Annotated in this window: 25 protein-coding genes and 1 tRNA gene; 10 read left to right on the plus strand and 16 right to left on the minus strand. The window is 62.9% G+C overall.

Annotated features, from left to right (window positions below):
* Positions 1 to 28 precede the first annotated feature (28 nt).
* From F0185_RS15005 to petA, 11 genes are all read right to left on the minus strand, one after another.
* The gene (locus F0185_RS15005; protein ID WP_167225672.1) at positions 29 to 553 is read right to left on the minus strand and encodes a DUF2867 domain-containing protein; all 525 of its coding nucleotides are present in this window, start codon (positions 551 to 553) and stop codon (positions 29 to 31) included.
* 133 nt (positions 554 to 686) lie between these two features.
* Positions 687 to 1,469, minus strand: coding sequence for a 3-hydroxybutyrate dehydrogenase (locus F0185_RS15010; protein ID WP_167225674.1), 783 nt, complete (start codon positions 1,467 to 1,469; stop codon positions 687 to 689).
* Positions 1,453 to 2,688: a DUF3734 domain-containing protein gene (locus tag F0185_RS15015; RefSeq protein ID WP_167225676.1), complete on the minus strand. Its 1,236-nt coding sequence runs from the start codon at positions 2,686 to 2,688 to the stop codon at positions 1,453 to 1,455. Before F0185_RS15015 ends, F0185_RS15010 begins: the two co-directional genes overlap by 17 nt.
* Positions 2,681 to 3,247 (minus strand): carboxymuconolactone decarboxylase family protein, encoded by a 567-nt coding sequence (locus F0185_RS15020; RefSeq protein WP_167225678.1) that lies wholly within the window; start codon positions 3,245 to 3,247, stop codon positions 2,681 to 2,683. Before F0185_RS15020 ends, F0185_RS15015 begins: the two co-directional genes overlap by 8 nt.
* A gap of 315 nt (positions 3,248 to 3,562) precedes the next feature.
* Positions 3,563 to 4,642 carry a Fic family protein gene (locus F0185_RS15025; protein ID WP_167225680.1) on the minus strand — a complete coding sequence of 360 codons (1,080 nt, stop codon included), beginning with the start codon at positions 4,640 to 4,642 and terminating at the stop codon, positions 3,563 to 3,565.
* 204 nt (positions 4,643 to 4,846) lie between these two features.
* Positions 4,847 to 4,922, minus strand: a tRNA-Thr gene (locus tag F0185_RS15030).
* A 26-nt stretch (positions 4,923 to 4,948) separates the two neighbouring features.
* Positions 4,949 to 5,473, minus strand: coding sequence for a ClpXP protease specificity-enhancing factor (locus tag F0185_RS15035; RefSeq protein WP_167225682.1), 525 nt, complete (start codon positions 5,471 to 5,473; stop codon positions 4,949 to 4,951).
* A 105-nt stretch (positions 5,474 to 5,578) separates the two neighbouring features.
* On the minus strand, positions 5,579 to 6,190 hold the full coding sequence (locus tag F0185_RS15040) for a glutathione S-transferase N-terminal domain-containing protein (RefSeq protein ID WP_054265664.1): 612 nt from the start codon (positions 6,188 to 6,190) through the stop codon (positions 5,579 to 5,581).
* Positions 6,191 to 6,294: 104 nt separating this feature from the next.
* Entirely contained in the window at positions 6,295 to 7,056 is a 762-nt protein-coding gene (locus F0185_RS15045; protein WP_167225684.1) for a cytochrome c1, read from the minus strand.
* A 29-nt stretch (positions 7,057 to 7,085) separates the two neighbouring features.
* Positions 7,086 to 8,498 (minus strand): cytochrome b, encoded by a 1,413-nt coding sequence (locus F0185_RS15050; RefSeq protein WP_166892096.1) that lies wholly within the window; start codon positions 8,496 to 8,498, stop codon positions 7,086 to 7,088.
* A 2-nt stretch (positions 8,499 to 8,500) separates the two neighbouring features.
* Positions 8,501 to 9,106, minus strand: coding sequence for a ubiquinol-cytochrome c reductase iron-sulfur subunit (gene petA / locus F0185_RS15055; RefSeq protein ID WP_166892092.1), 606 nt, complete (start codon positions 9,104 to 9,106; stop codon positions 8,501 to 8,503).
* 294 nt (positions 9,107 to 9,400) lie between these two features.
* On the opposite strand from petA, the gene mscL reads away from it, so the two are divergent.
* From mscL to F0185_RS15080, 5 genes are all read left to right on the plus strand, one after another.
* Positions 9,401 to 9,820, plus strand: a complete 420-nt coding sequence (mscL, locus tag F0185_RS15060) for a large conductance mechanosensitive channel protein MscL (protein WP_167225686.1) — start codon at positions 9,401 to 9,403, stop codon at positions 9,818 to 9,820.
* Positions 9,821 to 9,833: 13 nt separating this feature from the next.
* Positions 9,834 to 10,982: a Do family serine endopeptidase gene (locus tag F0185_RS15065; RefSeq protein ID WP_167225688.1), complete on the plus strand. Its 1,149-nt coding sequence runs from the start codon at positions 9,834 to 9,836 to the stop codon at positions 10,980 to 10,982.
* A gap of 48 nt (positions 10,983 to 11,030) precedes the next feature.
* On the plus strand, positions 11,031 to 11,720 hold the full coding sequence (locus F0185_RS15070) for a DUF2461 domain-containing protein (RefSeq protein ID WP_167225690.1): 690 nt from the start codon (positions 11,031 to 11,033) through the stop codon (positions 11,718 to 11,720).
* Positions 11,721 to 11,731: 11 nt separating this feature from the next.
* Entirely contained in the window at positions 11,732 to 12,061 is a 330-nt protein-coding gene (locus F0185_RS15075) for a cupin domain-containing protein (protein ID WP_167225692.1), read from the plus strand.
* Between the two features lie 146 nt (positions 12,062 to 12,207).
* Positions 12,208 to 12,846, plus strand: a complete 639-nt coding sequence (locus F0185_RS15080; RefSeq protein ID WP_167225694.1) for a type 2 periplasmic-binding domain-containing protein — start codon at positions 12,208 to 12,210, stop codon at positions 12,844 to 12,846.
* Positions 12,847 to 12,879: 33 nt separating this feature from the next.
* On the opposite strand, the gene F0185_RS15085 is transcribed toward F0185_RS15080, so the two are convergent.
* The 5 genes from F0185_RS15085 to F0185_RS15105 form a co-directional block, all read right to left on the minus strand.
* Positions 12,880 to 13,920, minus strand: a complete 1,041-nt coding sequence (locus F0185_RS15085) for an NAD(P)H-dependent glycerol-3-phosphate dehydrogenase (RefSeq protein ID WP_167225696.1) — start codon at positions 13,918 to 13,920, stop codon at positions 12,880 to 12,882.
* Positions 13,921 to 13,925: 5 nt separating this feature from the next.
* Complete coding sequence (locus F0185_RS15090; RefSeq protein WP_167225698.1) at positions 13,926 to 14,369, minus strand: SH3 domain-containing protein; 444 nt, start codon at positions 14,367 to 14,369, stop codon at positions 13,926 to 13,928.
* Positions 14,370 to 14,491: 122 nt separating this feature from the next.
* Positions 14,492 to 14,965: a protein-export chaperone SecB gene (gene secB / locus F0185_RS15095; RefSeq protein ID WP_166892068.1), complete on the minus strand. Its 474-nt coding sequence runs from the start codon at positions 14,963 to 14,965 to the stop codon at positions 14,492 to 14,494.
* A 148-nt stretch (positions 14,966 to 15,113) separates the two neighbouring features.
* Positions 15,114 to 15,377, minus strand: a complete 264-nt coding sequence (gene grxC / locus F0185_RS15100; RefSeq protein WP_166892065.1) for a glutaredoxin 3 — start codon at positions 15,375 to 15,377, stop codon at positions 15,114 to 15,116.
* Positions 15,378 to 15,390: 13 nt separating this feature from the next.
* Positions 15,391 to 15,792: a rhodanese-like domain-containing protein gene (locus F0185_RS15105; RefSeq protein ID WP_167225700.1), complete on the minus strand. Its 402-nt coding sequence runs from the start codon at positions 15,790 to 15,792 to the stop codon at positions 15,391 to 15,393.
* Positions 15,793 to 15,940: 148 nt separating this feature from the next.
* Between F0185_RS15105 and gpmA the strand changes: the two genes are divergently transcribed.
* The 5 genes from gpmA (at position 15,941) to F0185_RS15130 (ending at position 22,954) form a co-directional block, all read left to right on the plus strand.
* Positions 15,941 to 16,687, plus strand: coding sequence for a 2,3-diphosphoglycerate-dependent phosphoglycerate mutase (gene gpmA / locus F0185_RS15110; protein ID WP_166892059.1), 747 nt, complete (start codon positions 15,941 to 15,943; stop codon positions 16,685 to 16,687).
* Positions 16,688 to 16,738: 51 nt separating this feature from the next.
* Complete coding sequence (locus F0185_RS15115) at positions 16,739 to 18,223, plus strand: murein hydrolase activator EnvC family protein (RefSeq protein ID WP_167225702.1); 1,485 nt, start codon at positions 16,739 to 16,741, stop codon at positions 18,221 to 18,223.
* Positions 18,224 to 18,245: 22 nt separating this feature from the next.
* Positions 18,246 to 19,748, plus strand: a complete 1,503-nt coding sequence (locus F0185_RS15120) for a S41 family peptidase (RefSeq protein WP_167225704.1) — start codon at positions 18,246 to 18,248, stop codon at positions 19,746 to 19,748.
* Positions 19,749 to 19,773: 25 nt separating this feature from the next.
* Positions 19,774 to 20,529, plus strand: coding sequence for a HesA/MoeB/ThiF family protein (locus F0185_RS15125; protein ID WP_167225706.1), 756 nt, complete (start codon positions 19,774 to 19,776; stop codon positions 20,527 to 20,529).
* A gap of 304 nt (positions 20,530 to 20,833) precedes the next feature.
* Positions 20,834 to 22,954, plus strand: coding sequence for an amidohydrolase family protein (locus F0185_RS15130; protein ID WP_167225708.1), 2,121 nt, complete (start codon positions 20,834 to 20,836; stop codon positions 22,952 to 22,954).
* The last annotated feature ends 91 nt before the right edge of the window (positions 22,955 to 23,045 follow it).

Raw genomic sequence — 23,045 nt, forward strand, 5'->3', positions numbered from 1 at the left:
CCCGTGCTACCCTCGTGCTACCCCCGTGTTACGCTCGTGCCGCGCCCCTGAGCACCGCCGGCGCGATGATGCGGTGCATCGGTGTCACCGGCAGCATGTAGAGCCGCCCGAGCCAGTTATGCACATGGACCACGGTCGACACCGTGGCCAGCACCTTGCCGCTGCCGGCATCGACCGTCTTGTACACCGACAGGATCACGTCGAGGTGCTTGTCCTTGTCGCCCAGCAGGACTTCGTCGGGCGTGTTGGCGAACAGGGTAAAGATGCCGACCCGGTCGCCGACCTGGTAAGCCGAGGCCGGCTTGGCCGGATCGAGCATGGACAAGGTGCCGAGGTTTTTCAGGCCCAGCAGCGATACCACCCGGTTGCGCAAGGTCATCAGTCGGTTGACCCAGCGCGGCGTGCCGGCCGCCGCTTTCAAAAACAAGTCGAGCGCGCTGGCGCCGCTGTCCAGCGGCGCAATCGCCCAGGCGTCGTGGAAATACGCGCCAGGCAGCGACGCCGCCAGCGCGCTGGCTGCGGGAATGGTGGTTTCAAGGGGTTTGGCGTGCATGGCGTCCGCGCGGAAGGGCAGGTCGTGCCGGTCCGGTCGGACGCGCGGCAGCTCGGCTGGCGAGCATGCCATCTTAATACGGAAGCGCGCGCCGCGCACGGACCTCATCGATCCGCTCGGCGCCCGCCTGCGTTTACTGCATGAACCAGCCGTGGCTGACCACGATCGACTGCCCGGTCAGCGCATTGCTCGGGAAGGCCGCCAGGAACAGGGCGGTCTGCGCCACATCCTCGACGGTGGTGAATTCGCCATCCACGGTTTCCTTGAGCATCACGTTCTTGACCACATCCTCTTCCGAGATGCCGAGCGCCTTGGCCTGCTCGGGAATCTGCTTTTCGACCAGCGGCGTGCGCACGAAGCCCGGGCAGATGACATTGGCGCGCACGCCGTGCGCCGCGCCTTCCTTGGCGACCACCTTGCACAAGCCGATCAGGCCGTGCTTGGCCGTCACATAGGCCGACTTGAGCGGCGACGCTTCTTTCGAATGCACTGAGCCCATGTAGATCACGCTGCCGCCGCGCCCTTGCGCATACATCACTTTCAGGCAGGCGCGGGTAGTCAGGAAGGCGCCGTCCAGGTGGATCGCCAGCATTTTCTTCCAGTCGTCGAAGGCAAAGCTCTCGACCGGGGCCACGATCTGGATGCCGGCGTTCGAGACCAGCACGTCGATACCGCCGAAGCGCGCCGCGACGGCCGCGATGCCCGCCTCGACTTCGGCTTCGCTGGTCACGTTCATGGCCACTGCCATGCTGCGCTCGCCCGAAGGATCGAGCTCTTTTGCGGTGGCCTCGGCCGCTTTGAGGTCGAGGTCGGCGATGACGACCTTGGCGCCGCTCTCAAAATAGACCTTGGCGATATGTTTGCCGATGCCGCTGGCGGCGCCGGTGATGACAGCAACTTTATCTTGCAGGTTCATGGGATTCCTCTTTCAGCAAATTGGTGGCGGCACTCGTGTGCCGGGAGGTCAGGAAATCGTAAATGGCGGGGCTCTTGTCGACCGGCGGCAAGGCCAGGATCTGCGGATGCGACAAGGTCAGCGCGGCGTCATCGTAGCCCGAACGCCAGTGTTCGTTCATGGTGACGCGCGAAAATTCGAAGTCCTTCGACTGGCCTTCGTAATTGCGCGAGCGGTACACCAGCTGGACGATGTTGTAGACCGCTTCGTCGGACGCTTCGGCCAGCAGGCGCGCCTGGGGCGTGCCGGCCAGCGCGGGCGGCATCTGGGCCAGCAGCTCGTTAAACGCGGTGCGCAGCTCGGCCAGCTTGCGGAACTTGTCGGTGGCGGCCCGCGTGCGGCTGGAAAACTGCACTTCCTTCATGCGCACGGCCACCTCGGTCAGGTCGCGCGGCAGCGCGCCGCTGGCACTCCACAGGTCGACCTGCAGCACCAGGGTATCGACCCCCGAGTGCGACGACAGCACCCAGTCGAGCGGGGTATTCGAGACCAGCCCGCCATCCCAGTAATGCTCGCCGTCGATTTCGACTGCGTCGAAGCCCGGCGGCAGGGCGCCGCTGGCCATGATGTGTTTGGCGGCGATGGTGTCGACCGCGTTGTCGAAGTAGGCGAAGTTACCGGTACGCACGTTCACCGCGCCGACCGACAGGCGCATTTCGCGGCTGTTGATGCGGTCGAAATCGACCAGCTTGTTTAGCGTGCCTTCCAGCATCGAGGTGTCGTAATAGCTGGTGGCGCCGCGGTTGGCCATCGGCAGGTACGGCGGCGGCATGCGCGGCTCGAAAAAGCCCGGCACGCCGTGCGACAGGACACGCCCGGCCGCCATCTGGTTGGCCCAGCCGCGCAGGGTGTCGCCGGTGAGCAGGCTGGTCCACCATTCGCCGGCGCCGCCGTCGCCGGCATTGCTGACCGTTTCCCAGAAGCTGCGCAGTTTGGCGACCCGGTCCGCGCGCGGGTTGCCGGCGATGATGGCGCTGTTGATGGCGCCGATCGAAATGCCGGCGATCCAGGTCGGCTCGATGCCCGCTTCCAGCAAGCGCTCGTAGACGCCGGCCTGGTAGGCGCCGAGCGCGCCGCCGCCCTGCAACAACAGGGCGATGCTGCCGAAGGCCGAGGCGCACGGGCGCGCCGCTTCGGGTGGCGCGGTGGCGCGGTTATGCAATGTTGAGCCGTCACGCATGTTCGGGCACCGGAACGTCGAAACCATTGAGCGTGGTCGATACCATGGAATAGAGTCCGACCAGGTAGATTAGTTCATTGGCGCCCTTCTGGCCGAAGGTGGCCAGCGCCAGGCGATAGATCGGCTCGGGCAACAGGCCGCCGCGGCACAGGGCGTAGGCGAGGTCGTAGGCGACGCTTTCTTCCTTGTTCAGGTCGGAGGGCTTGAGGTCGGCCACCAGGGTCGCCAGGCGTGCCAAAGGCATGCCTTCGGCCTCGGCCACGGCGATGTGGGCGTACAGCTCGTAGGCGGCGTCGAAGCGGGCGCCGACCACCAGGATGGCGATCTGGCGCACGTTATCCGGCAACACGGCGTTGGCGGTCATGGCCAGGGTCAGGTTCCAGATCGCCTTGCCGATGGCGGGCTCGTGCAGCCACGGGTTCCACGGCCCCATCAGGGCGCCATCCTCGCGCTGGGAGACAAAGGCGTTGAAGTTCGAGGCAATGCCTTTGCGCATGTCGTCGTACAGGGGCTGTTGTTCGGGGGTGAGGTCGGAAGGGGCGATCAGGGGCAGGCGCATGCTGGCTTTCTGGCGTGGTTGGCAAGGGGGAAGCCGAACCGGTCCGTGCAGGTGGCGCGCGGCCTTCACCGGCGCGGGAGGATCGTTTCAGCTCGTTGCCAAAGAATACACCGGCTTACTTAGGCGAAAATTGGTTCGTGCGCGAGTCGATTGCGCGAGCGGCGTGAAAGGTCGATGGCATGCCATGCAGACGGAAAGTCGCCAGGGCGCGCACGTTTATCGCGACAATTCCTTTACTTGATGTGCGTATCATGTAAAAGAATAGCGCCTTTTTTTACATGATGGCGTCGTCATGTGAACAAAGTGAGCGTGAGCTCACCGCGTCAATATGTTGAAAAATTCTTCGTTGATGAAGTAGTTTTCTCGCCATACGGACTGCTCCCGCAGCAGCCCGGCACTGACAAGAGCGCGCAGGTACTTGGTACAGGTTGGTCTGGAGCCCAGTTCTGCTTCCTCGAGAAACTTGACTTTACAGTAAGGGTGGCGAAACACGACTTCCAGAATCCCCGCTACTTGAACCTTGGGCAAGACTTTTTCGGCCCTGGATGCGGCGTCACGCATCAGCTGCTCGATCCCCAAGATGCGTTCAGTGGTCATTCGTGACGTGCTTTCAACGGCTCTCAGCATAAAGAGAACCCAGGACTCCCATTGGCCGTGTTCCGTCACCCCAGCCAGCCCACGATAGTAATCGCCCTTGTGGTCCATGATGTAGCGCGATAGATAAACGATGGGAACATCAAGCAGTTTTTCTGAAAGTAGAAGCAATATATTGAGAATCCGGCCAACTCTGCCGTTGCCGTCGGGGAATGGGTGGATTGCTTCAAATTGGTAGTGCATGACCGCCAGCTTGACCAAGGGGTCCAGTTCCGAAGGCGTGTTGATGAAAATCTCCAGATTTGCCAGCTTGTCGCGAATCACCCCTTCACCCTCGGGAGGCGTGTAAATTGTTTCGCCGAGAGGATTCGACAATCGGGTACCGGTCAAGCGGCGCACACCATCATCTGCTTGTTTGATCAGGCAGTACATGTCCTCAAACAGGCGCGTTGTCAAAGGCATGTCGCTTTTCACCCACTGAAACCCCTGCCACAGCGCGTCCTTGTAATGCAGGACCTCCTTGGTCTGTGCATCGGAGCCTTCACCGCCATTGGCAAATCCTTGAAAAAGGGCATCGTTGGTGGTGACAATGTTCTCGATCTCGCTGGACAGCTTCGCTTCTTGCAGCCCCAGCGCTTGGATCAATACGCCTTGATTTGGCAGCTGCTTGGCTGCCCCTTTCAAGTCCGCCAAGGCGGCACGCGCGGCAATTGTCTGCTTGAGCACCGCCTTGGTTTCCAGCTCCGTAGCCGGAGGCAGCAAGGGCAGGTCGTTGAATGGCTTGTTCCGATCGAATGGCATGAGCACCTTCTCAGAAAATATCCGCGGTTTTGCCAGGCTTCTACCGACGAAAGCCGGACAACGTCCAGCCGATATCATACTGCTTCCCGCAAACTGGGAACGTCCGCATGCAAAAGCTAAAGGTGTGCAAAGCTGGGGCTTGCCTGCATGGACAGCAGATAGCAAAAAGCCCAGCGGATGAGGCTGGGCTAAATGCTTGAATATTGGTGCCGACTGCCGGTTTCGAACTGGCCACCTGATGATTACAAATCAACTGCTCTACCAAATGAGCTAAGTCGGCGAAACTTTTACAGCCGCGATTATACGCTATTTGATGCGCGTGAGCGTCGGACGGCCACCTTTTTTAGGCGGATCGTTGTTGTCGTCCGGACCCGGCGCGCTGGCCGGCACGCCCGTCGGCGCACTGTCCGATGCCGTCACCGGCACGCTCGACAGTCCCACCGGCGCTGGCCTGGACGGCGACGGCACGCTCGACAGCGGGCTGTCGGTCGGCTGCCCGGCGGCGTTCTCGGACGCCGTGCTGCTCACCTCGAACGCCATCCCCTGGCCGTTCTCGTTGCCGTAGATCGCCAGCACATTTTGCACCGGTACGTAAATCTCGCGCGACACGCCGCCGAAGCGGGCGTGGAACTGGATCGCTTCATTGTCCATCTTCAAGCCCGAGGTGGCGCCGAAGCTGATGTTGAGCACGATTTCGCCTTTTTTGACGAATTCCATCGGCACCGTCGTGGCGGCGTCGACCTTGACGGCGAGGTAGGGCGTGAACCCGTTGTCGGTGCACCACTCGTAAATGGCGCGCAGCAGGTAGGGCTTGGTTGAGATCTCGGACATGTTCTGTAATGGTGTGGTGCGACGCGTACACGCCAGTCTACTGCGATTCGCCCGCGCGCGGGCCAACTGGCGTGTAAGGAAAGTTGCAGCTGGCGCCAGGGGCGATCAGCGGCGCATGACTTTCTCGGACGGGGTCAGCGCTTCGATGTAGGCCGGACGCGAGAAAATGCGCTCGGCGTACTTCATCAGCGGCGCAGCCGTCTTCGACAGTTCGATGCCGTAGTGATCCAGGCGCCACAGCAGCGGGGCGACGGCCACGTCGAGCATCGAGAATTCGTCGCCGAGCATGTACTTGTTCTTGAGGAACAGCGGCGCGAGCGTGGTCAGGCGGTCGCGGATTTCGGCGCGCGCCTTGTCGTGGCTCTTGTCGTTGGCCTTGGCGCGCTCGCTCTCGAGCACGTGCACATGGACGAACAATTCTTTTTCGAAGTTGAACAGCATCAGGCGCGCACGCGCGCGCATCAGCGGATCGGCCGGCATCAGTTGCGGATGCGGGAAGCGCTCGTCGATGTATTCGTTGATGATGTTCGATTCGTACAGGATCAGTTCGCGCTCGACCAGGATCGGCACCTGGCCGTACGGATTCATCGTCGAGATGTCTTCTGGCTTGTTAAACAGGTCCACATCGCGCACTTCGAAGTCCATGCCTTTTTCGAACAGGACCAGGCGGCAGCGTTGGGAGAACGGGCACGTGGTGCCGGAGTAGAGAACCATCATTTTTATAGTTCCTTAGAAACAAAGGGGGTGAAACGACGAGCGGATCACCCCGAAATGTGCCCGCTGAATGACTCAGCGGGCAATGAATGAAGCGTGCAGCCTGCTTACTTGACTTCTTTCCAGAACGATGCGCTCAGGCGCCATGCGAACAGGGCGAAGATCGACATCAGGAACAAGACCCACACGCCCAGGCTCTTGCGGGTGGCGGCGGCCGGCTCGGCCATCCACTCGAGGTAGGCCACCAGGTCGGCCGTCGCTTCGTCGAACTGGAGCGGCGTCATGGTGCCGGGCGTGACTTGCGTAAAGCCAGCGAACTTGTGCACGGTTTTGTTTGCATCATGCGGATCTTTGACCTCATCCATCTTGATGGTACGCACACCCTGCTGTTGCCACATGACGTGCGGCATGGCGACGTTCTCGACCACCAGATTGTTCCATCCGGTCGGACGGGTATCGTCCTTGTAGAAGGTACGCAGATAGGTGTACAGATAGTCGGGGCCGCTGCCGTGCGAGGAAGCCTTGGCGCGCGCGATCACCGACAGGTCGGGCGGTACCACGCCGAACCATTGCTTGGCGTCGGCCGGGCGCAGCGCGGTAGTCATCAGGGCGCCGACTTTTTCACCGGTAAACAGCAGGTTTTCCTTGATTTGATCTTCCGTCAGACCCAGGTCTTTCAGGCGGTTGTAGCGCATCGAGGAAGCCGAGTGGCAGTTCAGGCAATGGTTGACGAACAGCTTGGCACCGTTTTGCAGCGAGGAGAGGGTCGGACGCGCCGGCGCCTTGTCCAGCGGATGGCTGCCACCGCTGGCCAACGCCAGGCCCGGCAGCAATGCCAGGATCGCGATCAGTTTTTTCGGAAAATTCATGTAATGTCCTTTTGCTGTGATGTCGTCGATTAGTGCGGATGGAACGTCACACGTTTCGGCACGGGCTTGAAGGTGCCCATCGAGCTCCACCAAGGCATCAACATGAAGAAACCGAAGTACAACAGGGTGCACACCTGCGACGCGGCCGTGAAGAAGGCGGTCGGCAACTGGGTGCCGAGGTAGCCGAGGATCACGAACGAGAGGCCGAACACCATGTAGACATACTTGTGCCAGTCAGGACGGTAGCGGATCGACTTGACCGGCGACTGGTCCAGCCACGGCAGGGCGGCGATGATCATCACCGACGAACCGAACAGCACCACGCCCCAGAATTTCGCGTCCAGCACCTGCGGCAGCATGCCGATGATGACCAGCAGCGCGAAAGCGGCGATGCCGGCCTTGACGATGAACGGCAGGCGCGTCTTGACCCAGATGAAGGCCACGTACAGGGCGATCGCACCCATCAGCACATACATGAAGTCGGCCGTGGTGGCGCGCAGCACCGAGTAGAACGGCGTGAAGTACCAGGTCGGGGCGATGTGCGCCGGGGTCTTGAGCGAATCGGCCGGGATGAAGTTGTTGTACTCCAGGAAGTAGCCGCCCATTTCCGGGGCAAAGAACACCACCGCGCTGAAGATCAGCAGGAACACCGACACGCCGAACAGATCGTGCGCCGAGTAGTAAGGATGGGACGGGATCGAATCGAGCGGATGGCCGTCCGGACCCAGGGTTTCCTTGACTTCGATACCGTCAGGATTGTTCGAACCGACTTCGTGCAGCGCGATCAGGTGGGCAGCAACCAGGCCCAGCAGAACCAGCGGAATCGCGATCACGTGGAAGGCGAAGAAGCGGTTCAGGGTGGCGTCGGAGACTACGTAGTCGCCGCGGATCCACAGCGACAGGTCAGGGCCGATGAAAGGAATCGCACCGAACAGGTTGACGATCACCTGGGCGCCCCAGTACGACATCTGGCCCCATGGCAGCAGGTAGCCGAAGAAGGCTTCGGCCATCAGGCACAGGAAGATCGCAAAGCCGAACAGCCAGATCAGTTCGCGCGGTTTGCGGTAAGAACCGTACAGAAGGCCGCGCGTCATGTGCAGATAGACGATGATGAAGAAGGCCGAGGCGCCGGTCGAGTGCATGTAACGCACCAGCCAGCCCCACGGTACTTCGCGCATGATGTATTCGACCGAACCGAAGGCCAGGTTGGCGTCCGGCTTGTAGTGCATGGTCAGGAAGATGCCGGTGACGATCTGCAATACCAGCACCAGCATCGCGAGCGAGCCAAAGATGTACCAGAAATTGAAGTTTTTCGGGGCGTAGTACTGGCCCCACTGGTCGTTCCACAGCTTGGTCAGGGGAAAGCGATCGTCCACCCAGCCCAGCGCCTTGTCGGCCACCGGCGCATTCGCGGGGAACTTGGTTTCTTTAAAAGCGGCCATGGTTATGCCTCGCCTTTCTCGTCTTTACCGATGATCAACTTGTCGCCCACGAACATATGGCGCGGCACTTCCAGGTTGTCCGGCGCCGGCTTGTTCTTGAACACGCGACCGGCCAGGTCGAAGGTCGAACCGTGGCAAGGGCACAGGAAGCCGCCGTGCCAGTCGTCCGGCAGGTTCGGCTGGGCGCCTTCGGTGAACTTCGAGGTTGGCGAGCAGCCCAGGTGCGAGCAGATGCCGACCGCGACCAGCAGCTCGGGCTTGATCGAACGGTGTTCATTGCGTGCGTACTCGGGCGTGAGCGCGTCGGGCGTGCGCTCCGACTTCGGATCGGCGACCGCGCCGTCGGTCTTCTTCAGCGAAGCGACCATTTCCGGCGAACGCTTGAGAATCCACACGGGCTTGCCGCGCCATTCCACGGTTTTCATTTCGCCGACCACCATGCCGGCAATATCTACTTCTACCGGCGCGCCAGCGGCTTTTGCCTTCTCCGACGGCTGGAATGTGCTTACCAAGGCTCCCGCCGTGGCCAAACCGACAACACCACCCGCCGCGCACGTAGCGGCGAGCATGACGCGTCGGCCCGGATCGACCTGCTTTTCGTTACTCATACCAACCCCAATCAGTCAAAATGCGAAATCTTAAAAAGCTACTTAGAGCTTCTAGCAACCTTAAATTATAAGGGAATAGGGGGGCGAGTTAAAGAAAAAATGTTGCTCGTGCGCCTGTCAAGAGAGAATCATCGCCAATTTGAAACGAATCAGACGCCCGTTGCGCGCATTTCGCGCCAGTCAGCCCTGTTTGCAGGACGATCGCGCTTGGCCGGGAACCGATGACACGGTTTGGTTTCTAATAGCGGTAAGGTATGATCCGGATGGCTATTTCACAATCTTTGGGGGGCGATAATGACGATGATGAGCGAGTTCCGGCAGTTCGCAATGAAGGGCAATGTGGTCGACCTCGCGGTCGGCGTGATCATTGGTGGTGCTTTCGGCAAGATTGTCGATTCATTGGTGCAAGACATCATCATGCCGCCCATCGGCCGCCTGTTCGGCGGGCTCGATTTTGCCAATTATTATTTGCCCTTGAACAACCAGGCCATGAACCTGACCCTGGTCGAAGCCAAGAAAGCCGGCGCGGTGCTTGCCTACGGTAACTTCCTGACCATCCTGCTCAATTTCATCATTCTCGCCTTCATCATCTTCCAGATGATCCGCCTGATGAACAAGCTGCGCCGCGCCGAGGAACCGCCGGCGGTGGCGGCCTCCCCGACCCCCGAAGACGTGCTGTTGCTGCGCGAGATACGCGATTCGCTGAAAAAATAGACGGGAGGGCGCGATGCGGCGCTTGTGGTTGCTGTTTGCCCAGGTGGTCACGATGGCACTGGCGCTGTACCTGGTGGCCGCGGCCGTGCGCCCGGACTGGCTGGCGTGGCCGGCGCGCCGGCTTGAACCGGCCAGGGTCGCCGGCAACGTGCCGCTGCTGCAGGCCCCGGGCGCGGTCCCGGCCGCGGGCAGCTACCGCGAGGCGGCCGCGCGCGCCATGCCGGCCGTGGTCAACATTCTCACCAGCAAGGATCGCGGGCGCGAGCATCCGCTGCTGAAAGACCCGTTCTTCCGCCGCTTTTTCGGCGACCGCCTGCCGCCCGAGGAGCAGCAGGCCAGCCTGGGCTCCGGCGTGATCGTCAGCCCGGACGGGGTCATCCTTACCAACAACCATGTCATCGAAGGCGCCGACCAGATCCAGGTGGTGCTGGCGGACGGGCGCAAGGCGCCCGCGCGCGTGGTCGGCAGCGACCCGGAGACTGATCTGGCGGTGATCCGCATCGATGTGCGCAAGCTGCCCGCGATCGTGCTCGGCAACGATGCGGCGGTGCGCGTGGGCGACGTGGTGCTGGCCATCGGCAACCCGTTCGGGGTCGGCCAGACGGTTACCCTGGGCATCGTGTCCGCGCTCGGGCGCAACAACCTGCACATCAACCAGTTCGAAAACTTCATCCAGACCGACGCCGCAATCAACTTCGGCAACTCGGGCGGGGCCCTGGTCGATACCAACGGCCACCTGCTCGGCATCAATTCGGCCATTTATTCGCAAAGCGGCGGCTCGGTCGGGATCGGCTTCGCGATTCCCGTCACCACCGCCAAAACGGTGCTCGACGCCATCCTCCGCCACGGGGCCGTGGTGCGCGGCTGGATCGGCATCGAAACCCAGGACATCACGCCCGAGCTGGCGGACAGCTTCGGGCTCGAGCGGCAAAGCGGCACCATCATCGCCGGCGTGGTGCGCAATGGCCCGGCCGACCGCGCCGGGCTGCGTCCGGGCGACATCTTGCTGGCCGTCGACGGCAAGGACGCCGGCAGCACCAACGACACGCTGAACCTGATCGCGCAACTGGCGCCGGGCGGCAAGGCTACAATGACCGTGATGCGCAAGAACCGCCCGGCAACGGTCGACGTCACCGTCGGCAAGCGCCCGCGTCCGCAGTAGCCATTCCGCTGTAGCTTTCCTTGTCTTACCTTTTCTTCCGGACCCACAATGCATTTGCGCGACCTGACGCAGTTTCTGAACGAATTAAGCGAAAATAACAACCGTCCCTGGTTCATCATGAACAAACCGCGCTACGATATCTTGCGCGAAGAATTCCTGGCCGTCGTGACCGAACTGATCCGCGAACTGAGCAAGTTCGATAAGCAGGTGGCGGCCTGCAATCCCAAGAAAGCGATGTTCCGCATCAACCGCGATATTCGCTTTGCCAACGACAAGCGCCCGTACAAGACGCGCTTCTCGGCCGGCATCACGCCCAAGGACCTGCGGCGGCCGAGTGCCGGTGGCGGCTCCACCTATTATTTTCAGATCGAAGGCAATGGCACATTGCAGTTCGGGGTCGGCGAATACCTGCCGCCGGCGCCGCGCCTGAAGGCAATTCGTGAGCAGATTGTCAACGACGCGACAGGATTTGCCAAAGTGCTGAAGAATAAACAACTGCGCGCCACCTACGGCGACCTGCTGGACGAAGACAAGCTGCAGCGTCCGCCCAAAGGCTTCGATCCGCAGCATGTGCATATCGAGTATCTGAAGCTGAAAAGCTTTTTCGTCTGGACCGAGATCGACCTGAAGATCAATCAACCGGACCAGCTGGTGCCGGACCTGGCGCGCGGATTCAAAGATGCCTTCGCGCTGGTGACGTGGTTGCGCGGCGTGGAGATGAGCAACGTAGAAGAATAAAGGGAAACATCATGGCCTTGCAACATGCCGCCTCGGGCGAGCTGATTCCACTTCAACGCGGCGACGACGACATCGCCCATTTCACCTCGGTGGCGCTGGCCAAGACCGGGAACATGGAGCTGATCCGGCTGGTGCTGCCCAAGGACCGGGACATGCCGGTGCACAAGGTCGATGGCGAAATCACCTTGCTGTGCTTGCAGGGCGAGATCGTGTGCGATGCGCACGGCAAGAGCGTGGTGCTGCGTCCGGGCGAGATGCTGTACCTGCTCGGCGGCGTGCCGCATGGCTTGCGTGCGAATGACGATGCGGTGGCGCTGTTGACCATCTTGCTCACGTCCTGAAGCCTTGACCGTGGCAAGGGACAGGTTAAGATGATACTGAGCACATTCCTCCGGAGAATCCCGTGGACCGCCACCGTTTTTTGATACTCGCGCTGGCCTTGAGCCTACTGGGTGCAGGGGCCGCTGCCGCTGCCGAGACCAGGGAAATGCACGTTTCCACCCTGGTCGGCAGTGATCCGTCCACCAACATCGCCGAACTGGTCATGGCCGAAGCCTATCGCCGCATCGGCCGGGTGCTGGTGTTGCACAAGCTGCCGGGCGAACGCACCCTGATGATGGCCAACGAAGGCAGGATGGATGGCGAGCTGTATCGAAAGGTCGGCATGGAGCGGGAATATCCGAACCTGATGATCGTTCCCGTGCCCTTGCTGACCTATGAGATCGTCATCTTCACGCGCGGGACCGAGTTCATCGTCAACGGCTGGGAAAGCCTGCGACCGTTCTCGATCGGCTATGTGCGCGGCATCAAGATCGTCAAGGAAAATACGGTGGGCATGAAGACCGAAGCGGTGCCTACCATGGAACAAGCTTTCCAGAAGCTGAGCATGGGACGCACCGATGTCGTGGTCGGCAACCGCTTGTCGGGACTGGCCGCCGCCGAGATCCTCAACATCGACGATGTGCGCGCGCTCTCGCCCGCACTGGCCTCGTTTCCGGTGTACCACTACGTGAACAAGAACCACGCCGCGCTGGTGCCGGCACTGGCGGCGGCCCTGCAGGCAATGAAGGCGGACAAGACCATCGAAAAACTGCAGAAACAGGGCGCGCGCGGCGCAACGCCCTGATGTCCGGCGGCGGCGACCTGCTCGCCTGACCCTTCAGCTCAATTCATCGCGCGGATCGCGCGCCAGCAATTGCGCCAGCATCGCCTGGGGCGTGTCGCCATCGAACAGCACGCCGGCCACCGCATTGGTGATCGGCATGTCCACGCCCAGCGTGCGCGCCAGCGCGCGTACCGCTTTCGCGCATGGCACGCCTTCGGCCACATGCCCGAGCTCGGCCACGATGGTGTCGAGCGCCTTGCCTTGCGCCAGGCCCAGGCCCACGCGGCGGTTGCGCGACAGGTCGCCGGTGCAGGTCAGGATCAGGTCGCCCATACCGGTCAATCCCATGAAGGTGGCCGGAATGCCGCCCAGCGCCGTGCCCAGCCGCGTAATCTCGGCCAGCCCGCGCGTGATCAAGGCCGCGCGCGCATTCAAGCCCAGCCCCAGCCCGTCGGCCACGCCGGTGGCGATCGCCAGCACATTCTTGACCGCGCCGCCCACTTCCACGCCGACCAGGTCGTCGCAGGCATATACGCGGATTGGGCCGCCATGCACCGTGGACACCACCCGCTCGCGCAGCATGTCCGAGCGCGACGCCACGGTCAGCGCACACGGCAAGCCGCGTGCCACTTCCTGCGCGAACGACGGTCCCGACAGCGCTGCGCCGGCCACCCCGGCGCCCAGCACCTGCTGCACCACCTGGTGCGGCAACAGGCCGGTATCGCCCTCGAAGCCCTTGCAAAGCCAGACGATATGCGATATTGCGTGCGCTTGCAGTTGCAGCAAGAGCGGGCGCAGCCCGGCCACCGGGCAGGCCGCGATCAGCAGCGGCGCCTGGTCCTCGGGCGTGCCGAGCACGTGCGCCATGGCGGCGTCGAAATCGGCCGTGACCCGCAAGCCGGGCGCAAACGCGCAGCCGGGCAGGTAAGCACGGTTCTCGCGCGCCAGCGCCATGGCGTCCATGGCGGCGCCATTGCGGCCCCACATCAGCACATCATGGCGCCCCGCCAGGGCAATCGCCACGGCGGTGCCCCAGGCCCCGGCGCCCAGGACGGTAATCTTGCGGGGTGAAACCTTGTGCGTGCTGGTCGGCATGGGGCTCAGATGCCCCACACGTCGGCGGCGCGCATATAGCCGGTGATGCCGTCACGATGACGGACTTTGACCCAGCTTGACGCCGGCGCATCGACCAGTTCCAGCAGCACGCCCTTGTCGGCGGTCATCACCGGATTGGCGTCGGCGTCGGCCGCGCTGCGCACTTTGGCGTTGGCGCTGCGCACCACCAGGGTGCGGCGCGGGCTGAGCGACTTGGCTTCGGCCCAGGCCAGGTCGCCGCTGACATCGCGCAGCTTGACCCATTCGCCATAGGTGAGCACGACTTCGACCGGCATGCCGCGCGGCGCGATGAACAGCCGGGTGCCTTTGAGCGAGGGCGCGTCATACAGGATCAGGCTGGCCGCGCCGACGCTCTTGAATTCGAGCGCGTGCGCCGAGGCCGAGGCCAGCACGAATGCGGCACTGAGGAGAAAACGGGGAATTGTCATTGCGTGGCCTTCGCCGTGAGAGTGCAGGGTGGCGGCCGCCAGGGGCGACGGAGATCCGTGCCCGGACAGGACCCGCGCGCAACTGCTGCGCGCGGGCGGCCCGGCCCACCCTGCGGTCGTGCTTAGTGTGCTGCGGTGTCCGCTGGGGCAGCGGCGGCTGCATCAGCCAGCGCCTGACGACGCTGCTGGTAGAACACTTCGAAATTGATCTCTGCCAGATGCACAGGCGGGAAGCCGGCACGGGTGATCACGTCGGCGATATTGCCGCGCAGGTAAGGGTAAACGATGTTCGGGCAGCCGATTCCCAGCAGGGGATCCATCTGGTCCGCAGGAATGTTGCGTGCTTCGAAGATACCAGCTTGCTTGCCTTCAACCAGGAACGCAACCTTGTCCTTGACCTTGGCGGTCACGGTGATGGTGACGGTCGACTCGTAGATACCGTCGGCGATGGCTTCGGCGCCAACGTCCAGCGACACTTCGATCGACGGCGCTTCTTGCTCGAGGAAGATGGCTGGGGAATTCGGCTGTTCCAGCGACATGTCTTTCAGGTAGACGCGTTGGATTTGGAATACGGGTTGCAGATTTTCGTCAGACATGGAACGCTTTCGTTGAGAAATTAACAGAACGGCGACACGCCGTTCCCTCTGTGCTTGGACTTCAAACGCGACGGCAATTGTAGCAAAATCATACGACTTGAAATAGTTTTGCGCAATCGATTAGCGGTAACCCGGGACTATATGCCGATCAAAGCCCTTTTAACAAGGGATCGAGGCGTCCTTGTTGATCGAGCGCATACAAGTCATCGAAACCGCCGACGTGCGTCTCGCCCACGTAAATCTGGGGCACGGTGCGGCGGCCGGTCTTGTTCATCATGACCGTTTTTTGTTCCGGGTCGAGGTCGACGCGGATTTTCTCGATGTCGGTCACGCCCTTCGCTTCGAGCAGGCGCTCGGCGCGCACGCAGTACGGGCAGGAGGCGGTATGGTAGAGCACTACATGGGCTGTCATGGTGTTTCCTTTCTCACTTTGCAATCGGCAAGCCAGCGGCTTGCCATGCGGTCTGGCCACCATCGAGGCTGAACACGTCGGTAAAACCGGCGCCTTCGAGGATCTTGATGGCCTTGTCGGCGCGTGCGCCGGTCTGGCACACGACGATCACGGTTTTGCTTTTCGCCTTGTCGAGCTCGGCGATGCGGGACGACAAGTCTGCCAGCGGAATGTTTTTCGCGTCGCGCAAATGCCCGAGTGCAAATTCTTCAGCCGTGCGCACGTCCACCAGCACGGTCTTGCCGCGGTTGATGAGCTGGGTCACCTGCAGCGAAGAAGCACGTTTGCCGCGTGGTTGCAGCGCCGGCCAGAGCAGGGCGCCGCCCGACAGCACGACGATGCTGACGATAAAAATATGGTCAATAATGAATTTCACGGGGTTCCAATGGTTTAGGACAATCCCCGCATTATAAAATAGAAGCCGGATCTGCTATAACTTACCCTTTGCCGCATCATTGACAGGCTGTGGCGCTCACCATTTTCGCATCGCACCCCTTTTCCTCACTCTTCTGAAAAACTTGCTTATGTACAAAATTGTCTTCATGCGCCACGGCGAATCCACCTGGAACCTCGAGAACCGCTTCACCGGCTGGACCGACGTCGACCTGACCGAAAAAGGCGTGCGCGAAGCGCGCAGCGCCGGCCAGGTGCTCAAAGAAGCCGGCTTCACCTTCGACGTCGCCTACACCTCGGTGCTCAAGCGCGCCATCCGCACCCTGTGGCTGGCGCTCGACGACATGGACATGATGTGGCTGCCGATCAAGAACGACTGGCGCCTCAACGAGCGCCACTACGGCGCCCTGCAGGGCCTGGACAAGGGCGAAACCGCCGCCAAGTACGGCGACGCCCAGGTGCTGGTCTGGCGCCGCAGCTACGACACGCCGCCGCCGGCCCTGGAAGCGTCCGACGAGCGCACCTCGTTCAACGATCCGCGCTACGCCGGCGTGCCGAAAGACAGTATTCCCCTGACCGAATGCCTGAAAGACACCGTGGCGCGCGTGATGCCAGTGTGGGATGAAGAAATCGCCCCGGCCATCCGCGCCGGCAAGAAAATCCTGATCTCGGCCCACGGCAACAGCTTGCGCGCCCTGATCAAAATGCTCGACGGCATCAGCGACGAGGACATCGTCGGCCTCAACATCCCCAACGGCCAGCCGCTGGTGTACGAGCTCGACGCCGACCTGAAACCGATCCGTCACTACTACCTGGGCGACCAGGACGCCATCGCCGCCGCCGTCGCGGCGGTCGCCAATCAAGGGAAGGCCAAGTAAGTTTTGTCTTTTAAGTTCAAGCAGTTAGCGGCCGGGGCGCTATGCGCGCTCGTGGCCGTCGCCACATGCGGCGCGGCCCCGGCGACCGCGTCGGCTCCCCGCCAGACCGAACGCAGCAAGCAGAAAGCGCTGGCGGAGAAGACGCGCGCCGGCATCCAGCAAAAGCTGGCCGAGCTCAAGCGCGAAGTCAGCAAGACCGAAAGCGAGCGCGAGGATGCGGCCGACACCCTGGCCGAGTCCGAGGAAGCCATTTCCGACGCCAACCGCGTGCTGCGCGAGCTCGCCGACGAACAGAGCGACACCAACGCCAGCGTGGCCGCCCTGGCCGCCTCGCAAGAGCAACTGGGCGCCACCATCGTCAGCCAGAAACAGCAACTGGCGCGCCTCTTGCGCGAGCAATACGTTGCCGGCAACGAAGACCGGATCAAGCTGCTGCTCTCGGGCGACAATCCGAACCGCATCAACCGCGACTTGCAGCTGATGGCCTATGTGTCGAAAGCCCAGGCCAGGCTGCTCGGCTCCTTGCACGGCAACCTGGCCGCCGTCGCCAGCAACCGCGACAAGGCCGAAAACGCGCGCGAGGAACTCGATGAAATCGCCCGCGAAGAGCGCGAGCAGAAAGCCGTGCTGGTCAAGGAAAAGGCGCGCCGCGCCGCCTTGCTCGGCTCCCTGTCGGAACGGCTCTCCGAGCAGCGCAAGGAAATCGGCGGCCTCGAGCGCGACGAACAACGCATGGCCGGGCTGGTCGACAAGCTCTCCAAGCTGATCAAGGAACAAGCCGAAGCGGCGGCCGCCGAGCAACGGCGCCAGGAAGCGCTGGCCGCCGCGCGCGCCAAGGCCGCCGAGGAAGCGCGCCTGCTGGCCGCCGCCAAGAAAGCCGAACGCATGGCCGCACGCAAGGCTGAACGCGAGCGCGCCATCGAGCGCGAACGCGAACGCCTGGCGCGCGAAGCAGCCAAGAAGCCGCCCAAGATCGACCCGCGCACCGGCGCCAAGACCCCGCCGGCGCCGGTCCCGGTCCCGGTGCCGATGGACCCGATCGACGACGACGAAGCGCCGGTGGTGGCACGCGTGCCCGAGAAACCGGAACCGGCGCCGCCGCGCAAGCCCGACATCGCGCTCGCGCCGGCCATGCTCGACGGCGCTTTCGCCAGCCTGCGCGGCAAGCTGCGCGCGCCGGTGTCCGGCAAGCTGGCGGCCCGCTTCGGCGCCAAGCGCGGCAGCGGACCGAGCTGGAAAGGCATGTTCATCAAGGCCGCCGAAGGCAGCGAAGTGCGCGCCGTGGCCGGCGGGCGGGTGGTGTTCGCGCGCTGGATGCGCGGCTTCGGCAACCTGATCCTGGTCGACCATGGCAGCGAATATCTCTCGATCTACGGCAACAACCAGGCCCTGCTGAAACGCGAGGGCGACGCCGTCAAAGGCGGCGACCCGATCGCCAGCGCGGGAAACACCGGCGGCAACGAGGAATCGGGGCTATACTTTGAAATCAGGCACAAGGGTGCGGCAGTCGATCCGGCGGGCTGGGTGAATTTCTGACGGTATTACTATAGGTAGAAGAATGAAAGTCAAAAGTATCGGCCTGATCGGCATGGGCATGGTGGCCGGCGTGGCCGCGTCCTTCCAGTTTTCGGCCATGGCGCAAAAACCCGGCAGCGCGCCCCTGCCGCTTGACGAGCTGCGCCAGCTCACCGATGTGTTCGGCCTGATCAAGTCCGACTACGTCGAGCCAGTCGAAGACCGCAAGCTGCTCTCGGAAGCGATCACCGGCATGGTGGCCTCGCTCGACCCGCACTCGGTCTACCTCGACAAAAAAGCGCTGCGCGAAATGCAGGAAAGCATGCAGGGCCGCTTCGTGGGCCTGGGCATCGAAGTGGCCATGGAAGAGGGCTACGTCAAGATCGTGACCCCGATCGAAGATTCGCCGGCGTTTCGCGCCGGGATCAAGGCGGGCGACCTGATCACCCGCATCGACAGCACCCCGATCAAGGGCATGTCGCTGGACGAAGCGATCAAGAAAATGCGCGGCGAGCCGAAAAGCCGTGTGGTGCTGACGATTGCGCGCAAGGGCGACGACATGCCGTGGATCGTGCCGCTGACGCGCGAAGAAATCCGCGTGCAAAGCGTCAAGGCCAAGATGGTCGAGCCGGGCTACGGCTGGCTGCGCATCAGCCAGTTCCAGGAACAGACCGTGGACGACATGGTGAAAAAGGTCAACGCGCTGTACGCCCAGGACCCCAAGCTCAAGGGCCTGGTGCTGGACCTGCGCAACGATCCGGGCGGCTTGCTGCCGGGCGCGATCGGCGTGTCGGCCGCGTTCCTGCCGCATGACAAGCCGATCGTCTCGACCGCCGGCCAGCGGCGCGATTCGAACGAAGTGTTCTACGGCCGCCGCGAATTCTACGCCGCCAGGAATGGCGCCGATCCGCTCGCCAAGCTGCCGGCCGCGCTGAAAAACGTGCCGGTGATCGTGCTGGTCAACACCGGTTCGGCCTCGGCTTCCGAAATCGTCGCCGGCGCCTTGCAGGATTACAAGCGCGCCATCATCATGGGCACCCAGACCTTCGGCAAGGGCTCGGTGCAAACGCTGCGCCCGCTCACCAAGGACACCGCCGTCAAGCTCACCACCGCGCGCTACTTCACCCCGAACGGGCGCTCGATCCAGGCCAAGGGCATCGTGCCCGACGTGATGGTCGACGAAACCGCCGAGGGCGACGGCTTGAACAGCCTGCGCGTGCGCGAAGCCGACCTGGAGAAGCACCTGTCCGACGGCAGCGGCAAGGACAGCGTCGACCCCGGCAAGGCGCGCCGCGACGAAGTCGAAGAAGACCAGCGCGCCCAGGCGCTCGCACGCACCCGCAAGCCGCTCGAATTCGGCGGCAAGGACGACTTCCAGCTGGCCCAGGCCCTGAACCATTTCAAGGGCTTGCCGGTCAAACTCTCCAAGGTCGAACCGATTCACGACAAGGAAGGCGAGAAGGCGAAGGACAAGGCGGCGCCGGGTGTCAAGGTGCCGGCAACCGAGGTCAAGCCGCCCGAACTCAACAAAGGCGACAAGAAATAATGCAGCAAGGTACGGCCCGCATCCGATGAACGACGACCAGCTGCTGCGCTACTCGCGCCATATCTTGCTCGACGAAATCGGCATCGAAGGCCAGCAGAGGGCGCTGGCGGCGAGCGCGCTCGTCATCGGCGCCGGCGGGCTCGGTTCGCCGGCGGCCTTGTACCTGGCCTCGGCCGGGATCGGGCGCATCGTGCTGGTCGATGATGACGATGTCGACCTCACCAACCTGCAGCGCCAGATTTTGCATACCACCGGGCGGGTGGGGCAAGCCAAGGTCGACTCCGGGCGCACCGCGCTGCTGGCGATCAATCCCGATATCGACGTCGTGGCCTTGCGCGAGCGGGCCGATGACGCGCGCCTGGCCGAGCTGGTCGGGCAAGCGTCGGTGGTGCTCGATTGCAGCGACAACTTTGCCACGCGACACGCCGTCAATCGGGCGTGCGTGGCGCACAAGGTGCCGCTGGTGTCGGGCGCGGTGATCCGTTTTGACGGGCAGATCAGCGTGTTCGATGCGCGCCGCGACGATTCGCCGTGTTACAGCTGTTTGTTTCCCCAGGATCAGCACTTTGAAGACGTGGCGTGCAGCACCATGGGTGTGTTCGCGCCCTTGGTGGGCGTGGTCGGCGCGATGCAGGCGGCCGAGGCGCTGAAATTGGTGATGCAGGTCGGGCAATCGCTGGCAGGACGCCTGCTGCTGCTCGACGGGCGCGCCATGGAGTGGACCAGCATCGGCGTGGCGCGTCATGCGGGGTGCCCGGTGTGCGGGTGCGAGCCAGTCTGACCACCTACTTTCTTAGTAACTTCTACACTGAAAACCGTCGTTCCCGCGCAGGCGGGAACCCAATTTCGTGCCGTAGCCATTAGCGGCTCGACAAACTTGGGTTCCCGCCTGTGCGGGAACGACGGTTTTGGGGGTAGCGCTTAGTCGAGCACTGCTGCCTTTTTCGGCCCCTTTTCACCCCTCTCCCTCCTCCAACATAGTCATTTGTGCATTTGTCTTTCTGACATTGCTCTAGACCGTACTTCGCCGTGCTATTCTTGCGACCCAGCACAATTCCCACCATGCCGCCCAGGAGATGCATCACATGAAACGTCCGCTCGTCCTTGCTGTCGCTGCCGCCCTGAGCTGGTCGGCCCACGCCGCCACCCAGACCATCCGCTACGAAATGCATGCCGAGAACGGCAAGCGCATCGGTGAACAGGTCGTCGAGCGCGACGACGATGGCCTTACCCGCGTACGTTTCATCTACAAGGACAACGGCCGCGGCCCCGAGCTGACCGAACAATTCCGCCTCGGCGCCGACGGCACCATGATCGACTACACGGTCAAGGGCAACTCGACCTACGGCGCGGTGGTGGACGACCGCTTCGAACGCAAGGGCGACCAGGCCAGCTGGCAATCGACCTCCGAAAAAGGCGCCAAAGCGATCACCGGCCCGGCCCTGTATGTGCCCCTGAACGGCTCGGCCGAAATGGCCTCGATCGCGATCACCGCCCTGGCCGCCAGCCCGAGCGGCAGCCTGCCGCTGCTGCCTTCCGGCACCCTGACCCAGCGCAAGCTCGACGAAGTGGAAGTGTCCGCCAACGGCAAGACGCGCAAGGTCCAGCTGTTCGCCCAAACCGGCCTGGGCATGTCGCCGCAGTTCTACTGGGCCACCACTGACGCCAAGCCGCGCCTGTTCGCCATGGTCATCCCCGGCTTCATGACCGCCGCCGAAGAAGGTTGGAACAGCGTCGGCAAGGTGCTGGGCGAACGCCAGAAACTGGCCGAAAGCAAAATGCTGAACGACCTCGCCAGCGCTCTCCAGCACAAGCTGACCGGCTTGACGGTGGTCAAGAACACGCGCATCTTCGACAGCGAAAAAGCCACCGTCGGCGCGCCGTCCGACGTCTACGTGCTGCGCGGGCGCATCAGCGCCATCCTGCCGGCCGGCGCCCCGGTGCGCGGCGCCGTCAACGAAATCGACGCGGCCGGGCGCATCATGTTGCCCGGCCTGTTCGACATGCACGGCCACGTGGACCGCTGGGACGGCGGCTTGAACCTGGCCGCGGGCGTGACCACGGTGCGCGACATGGGCAACGATAACGCGCAATTGCAACAGATCCTCGACGAAATCGCCGACGGCCGCCTGCTCTCGCCGCAAGTGGTGCCGACCGGTTTCCTGGAAGGCGAAAGCCCGTTCTCGTCGAACGGCGGTTTCGTCGTCAAGGACTTGCCGGCGGCTAAAAACGCGATCGACTGGTACGCCGAACACGGCTATCCGCAGCTGAAGATCTACAACTCCTTTCCCAAGGCGATCCTGAAAGACACCGTGGCCTATGCCCACAGTCGCGGCATGCGCGTCTCCGGCCACATCCCGGCCGGCCTGCGCGCGCATGAAGCGCTGGACGCCGGCTACGATGAAATCCAGCACATCAACCAGGTCATGCTCAACTTCCTGGCCACGCCGGAGACCGAAACGCGCACCCTGGAACGCTTCATTTTGCCATCCGAAAAAGTGGCCGGCCTGGACTTCGATTCGCCCAAGGTCAAGCAATTCATCGCGCGCCTGGCAGCGAAGCAAATCGTGATCGATCCGACCCTGGCCACGTTTGCCTTCCTCAAGCAGCGCGACGGCGACCTCAACGAGCCGTTCGTGGCCGTGGCCGAGCACATGCCGCCGGATGTCAAGCGCGGCTTTTATGTCGGCACCATGAAGATCGCCGACGAAGCGTCCCAGAAGCGCTACGAAAAATCCTACGCCAAGATGGTCGACTTCGTCGGCCGCCTGTACAAGGCGGGCGTGCCGATCGTGGCCGGCACCGATGAAATGGCCGGCTTCACCCTCCAGGCCGAACTCGAACTGCTGGTCAAGGCCGGTCTCACGCCGGCCCAGGCGATCCAGGTCGCCACCCTCAACGGCGCGCGCTACACCCGCACCCTGGCCGACCGTGGCACGGTCACGCAGGGCAAGCTGGCCGACCTGGTGCTGGTCGATGGCGACCCGACCAAACAGATCGGCGATATCCGCAAGGTGGCGGCGGTGATCACGCGCGGTTACGTGGTCTACCCGCATGAAGTCGACAAGGCACTCGGCATCGTGCCTTTCGTCAAGGATGCGCCGATGGTGAAAGCGCTCGCGCCGGTCTCGAGCAACCTGGCCGAGGGCGGCAATGATGGCGCCCTGCATCGCATTACGGGCAGCAGTGCCAGGCATCACCACTAAGCGTCGACAGCGTGCGCGCGTCGGCGCTGTCGATTCGTCCATCATTGGAAAGCGCCGCCGCACTGCCTTACAATTGACCAGTCGCAGCGCG

The organism is Massilia rubra (assembly GCF_011682065.1).
GTDB classification, from domain to species: Bacteria; Pseudomonadota; Gammaproteobacteria; order Burkholderiales; family Burkholderiaceae_D; genus Telluria_A; species Telluria_A rubra.